The organism is Mangrovihabitans endophyticus (genome assembly GCF_014646155.1).
Lineage (GTDB): Bacteria > Actinomycetota > Actinomycetes > Mycobacteriales > Micromonosporaceae > Actinoplanes > Actinoplanes endophyticus.
The window spans coordinates 1-611 of record NZ_BMMX01000160.1; the positions used below are offsets into that span (position 1 = coordinate 1).

A 611-nucleotide genomic window follows, 5' to 3' on the forward strand; every position below is an offset into this window, starting at 1 on the left:
GGAGCAAGGTTAAAATCGCATTAGGGCTAATATCGTTTTGCAAGGCTTGAAACCCTTGAGAAATAGCGCTCGTAATGGCTTGAAAAGCGCTTGTAAGACTAGTAGATACACTATTATCATTATTTTGGATAAACCCAGTGGTTTTAATGAATTCGGTGAGCAGATTAATTAAATTATTCGTATCGCTCACCCCATTTGTGGGGATTGCCCCTAAAAGGTTGATAAGCCCACCGGTGCAAGTAGAGCCACTACTACTACCGCTATTACCATTACACAAATTACTGAGACTGCTACTATTATTTTTTAGCGCTTCAAAGAATTGTTTTAAGCCGTTTTCAACGCCTTTATTATTCCCAGAGCTGGCGATAATGTTGGCTATTTTTTGGGCGTCATTATAGACTTTTTGCAAGTTGGTTTCGCTAGTGGTTGCGGTGGTGGCGTTTTGTTGTTTATTGGGTTCATAACAATTGTTCCCACTCGTTCCGTTGCTCCCGTTGGTGCTATTGCATGGTGTATAGCCGTTATTACTGCCACTATTGCTACTACTATAAGTCCCTAATTTCCCATCGCTGGCGTCTGTGAGCATTTGGTAGGCTGTGTTGATTTGACTG

General features: G+C 41.6%; 1 pseudogene. It reads right to left on the reverse strand.

What is annotated here, in order from left to right:
• Positions 1 to 611: pseudogene (locus IEY73_RS34710) on the reverse strand (hypothetical protein); the annotation flags it as partial.